The sequence below is a fragment of the Streptomyces sp. NTH33 genome (genome assembly GCF_003236365.1).
Classification (GTDB): Bacteria; Actinomycetota; Actinomycetes; order Streptomycetales; family Streptomycetaceae; genus Streptomyces.
Genome location: NZ_POTZ01000646.1, coordinates 1 through 3,053 on the forward strand (window position 1 = coordinate 1; position 3,053 = coordinate 3,053).

Annotated in this window: 2 protein-coding genes and 3 pseudogenes; 3 read left to right on the plus strand and 2 right to left on the minus strand. The window is 67.9% G+C overall.

Annotated features, from left to right (window positions below):
- Positions 1-314: 314 nt before the first annotated feature.
- Positions 315-737 carry a YjbQ family protein gene (locus C1I97_RS34325; RefSeq protein WP_111006902.1) on the plus strand — a complete coding sequence of 141 codons (423 nt, stop codon included), beginning with the start codon at positions 315-317 and terminating at the stop codon, positions 735-737.
- 24 nt (positions 738-761) lie between these two features.
- Here the strand turns inward: C1I97_RS34325 and C1I97_RS34330 are convergent.
- A pseudogene (locus tag C1I97_RS34330) lies at positions 762-1,239 on the minus strand (DUF5994 family protein).
- A 305-nt stretch (positions 1,240-1,544) separates the two neighbouring features.
- Here C1I97_RS34330 and C1I97_RS40825 point away from each other — a divergent pair.
- Together C1I97_RS40825 and C1I97_RS34340 are read left to right on the plus strand one after the other, a co-directional pair.
- A pseudogene (locus tag C1I97_RS40825) lies at positions 1,545-1,907 on the plus strand (DUF5994 family protein); the annotation flags it as partial.
- Between the two features lie 226 nt (positions 1,908-2,133).
- A complete protein-coding gene (locus tag C1I97_RS34340) occupies positions 2,134-2,382 on the plus strand; it encodes a hypothetical protein (protein ID WP_111006903.1) in 249 nt (82 codons plus the stop codon).
- A gap of 247 nt (positions 2,383-2,629) precedes the next feature.
- On the opposite strand, the pseudogene C1I97_RS34345 reads toward C1I97_RS34340, so the two are convergent.
- Positions 2,630-2,739: pseudogene (locus C1I97_RS34345) on the minus strand (IS5/IS1182 family transposase); the annotation flags it as partial.
- Positions 2,740-3,053 lie beyond the last annotated feature (314 nt).

The window sequence follows — 3,053 nt, forward strand, 5'->3', positions numbered from 1 at the left end:
CCGCGACGCCCGCAGAGGAGTCCACGACATCAACCTCGACGCAGTGGCGATCCGGCAAGTCGGGATACCAGACACCACACCGACTCTGCAGTCAACCCCCGAAGAACTTCCGAGGGCGACCACTTAGGGCGTGTCCGGTGGGTCACGGGTGACCCACCGGACACGCCCTAGTCCTGCCTGTACGTCGCGAACAGGGATGAACCGACCGGCCCATGACGTGGGTCGAGCGGCGGGGCGGCTTCGGTGATCGGAGTCCGGCGGAACAACCCGTCCAGCCGTCAGCGCTGCTCCTGTACAGCGGGTACTGGTGAACCATGACCGGCACCTTCACCACCCGCACCGTCGACGTGACAACCGGCTCCGCCGAAACCATGCACGACCTGACGAACGCGTGCTCCGCGTTCCTCCGGGAGGTCGCTCACGGGAGAGACGGACTGCTGAACGTCTTCACCCCGCACGCGACGTCCGGCCTGGCCGTCATCGAGACCGGGGCCGGCAGTGACAACGACCTGCTGGCGGCCCTCCGTGAGGTTCTTCGCGCGGACGACCGCTGGCAGGACCGCCACGGCGGTGCGGTCCCCGGCCGCGATCACATGCTCCCGGCCCTGGTCCCGCCCCACGCCACGCTGCCCGTGGTCGGCGGTGAGCTGGAGCTGGGGACCTCGCAGTCCGTCGTTCTGGTGACCACCGGCCGGGACACCCCCGACCGAAAGGTCCGGCTGTCCTTCCTCGGCTGACCGTACGCCGCGCTGCCCAGGCGTTCAGGTCCGCGGAGTGCTGCCGGTGTCGATGAGGATCTGTTCGGCCTGGGTGACATTGTCGGCCCGTACGGCTCTGGCCATTGCGGCCCGTGCCGCGTCGGGTGCCGCGTCGGGCGGGACCACCAGCAGAGCGAAGTGATCGTTCTCGCCCCGGGTAATGAGGACCGTGTCGTCACCGACCGGGAAGGAGTCGATGCGCACGACCCGGTCGTCGACGGTCTGCCGCGCCGGGAACTCCTCCCAGGCACTCCCGTCCAGGACCACGCGCATGATGGGACCGAGGCGCTCGGTCAGGGCGGTGATCAGACCGGGAAGCTCGGCATGGATGTCGCGGGAGCGCGGCCACCACGCACCGTTACAGGACTCCCCCGCGTTCTTGCGTCGTCTCCAGCCGCAGGAGCGCCGTCCCAGGTCTCACGGAATGGTGAATCGCATCCGGCAGAAGCCCGGGAAGGCGTGGGGTGTCGGAATCGGCCATGATGTGCTCGCCTGTCTCCGAGAGTTCCGCGCATTCACTCGTCGTCCGGAATGTGCCGGCAGCACCGGGCGAAGCGCTCGCAGTAATCCCACCGTGCTCCGCAGGCCGGCGGCCGGTCGCCCACAGGGTCGTCGCACGCCCGCGTTCCCGCAAGGTTGCCTGGTCGCGCGAGGCCTGCGGACCCGCCTGCCGGAGTAGGGTGAAGAAACCGAGAACACTTCGCACACCGGCGCCCATGCGGGTGTCGTTCCCGGCGATTCGCACTGCCGGGCCGTCGACGACGAGCCCGGGGCAGGGTTCGCATCATGGCTGTCACTGTCGACCGTACGACCACCGACGAGCATGCCCCTCCGCCGCCCGCTCGCCTGTCCCTGACGCCGGGAACGGTGCCGGGGCTTCTGGACGGTGCCTGGTGGCCTCGCTCGCGTGACCTCTCCCGCGAGCTCCCCGCACTGGCGGAGAGGCTGGACCACTCCTGGGGGCGGGTTACCCACGTCACGGTGAATCCGGCCTTCTGGCCCGTGATCCCGCGCAAGGTTCCCGTCACCGGACACACGGTGCACGTGGGGTGGTTCACGAATGAGCAGGACCCGCACAAGCTCCTCGTGTTCTCCTACACCGCGGAGCGCCTGGACCTGCTGATCATCCCGCCGGAGACCGACCCGGCCGGCCGCGAAGGCGGTACCCGACTCCACTTCACCGTGGACACAACGCATTCCGCCGAACCCGCGCGATCCTGGCTGGCGACCAGCCGGGCTTCGGCCGCCGACCGCCCAAGGAGGCTCCGCCCCCTGCCAGGCTGCCGTGAACAGGAGCAGGGCCCCAGCCAGTGGACGCCGCGACCTCCCCTCGTCCCCGAGGGCGAAGCTCACGAAAGGACCGTACCGTTGGCCCATGAGCGTCTTCATCAAGCTGGTGGAGAATCGGCCGCCAAAGGAGTACGCGAACGAGCGTAGGGCGGATATCTCCTACGACGACACCGTCGAGGAGAATACCGAGATCACTTACCAATACGACGTACTTCCCAGCGGGGCCCTGAGAATCCTCCGGGTTATGAGAGGAGCGGAAGCCGTCATCCATGCGGTCTACGCCCCGGGCCTGTGGTTCCGCGTCGAGGGCCTCTGCCGCGGCACTACGGAATAGCGGCACGAACAGGGCCCGAACAGAAAACGTCATACCTCGGCTGCTGGAACGAGGCCGGATCGCGCGGGAGCGACCACACGAGATCTACCGACCGAGCCGAACGCGGCGACGTCACCCAGCTCGGGCACCCACTTGAAGCCGTCCAGCCCCGAGAACACCTTGCCGGGGGTGCTCGCCCCATGTCCCGCGCCTCTCCTGTTCAGCAGGACCGTTGCCAGTCAGGAGCCTTCAGGGACTGTCCGGGGACGTTGATCACCCTGCGGTGGCTCCTTCCACCGCCCCCCCTCGCCCGACGTTCCGCGGCAGGTGCGACTTCAGCCGGGCCCACTCGGCGTCGGATAGATCACCCCGCCCCACAAGAGTCGGAACGACATGGACGCCGCCCAGTCACCAGACCCGTAGGACACTGCCTAGAAGGCCACTGAAAATCTTTTGCGTTCCGGCCCCGGACCGGTAGGTCCGGGGCCAGTCTTGTGGCATGCAGGGGGAATGGGCCGGGGAGTTAGTCGGGCCGGATGTGTGGGAGACCTGCCGGGAGTTGATCCAGGGCGCGAGCGTTCTCGGGTGGCGAGACGTCATAGTTGCGATGTAGTGGGCGGGTTGTCGCCTTCGCCGGTTTGGTGAAACAGGACGCGGCTCCGGATGATCAAGGTGTCTAAGCCGTTGATCAC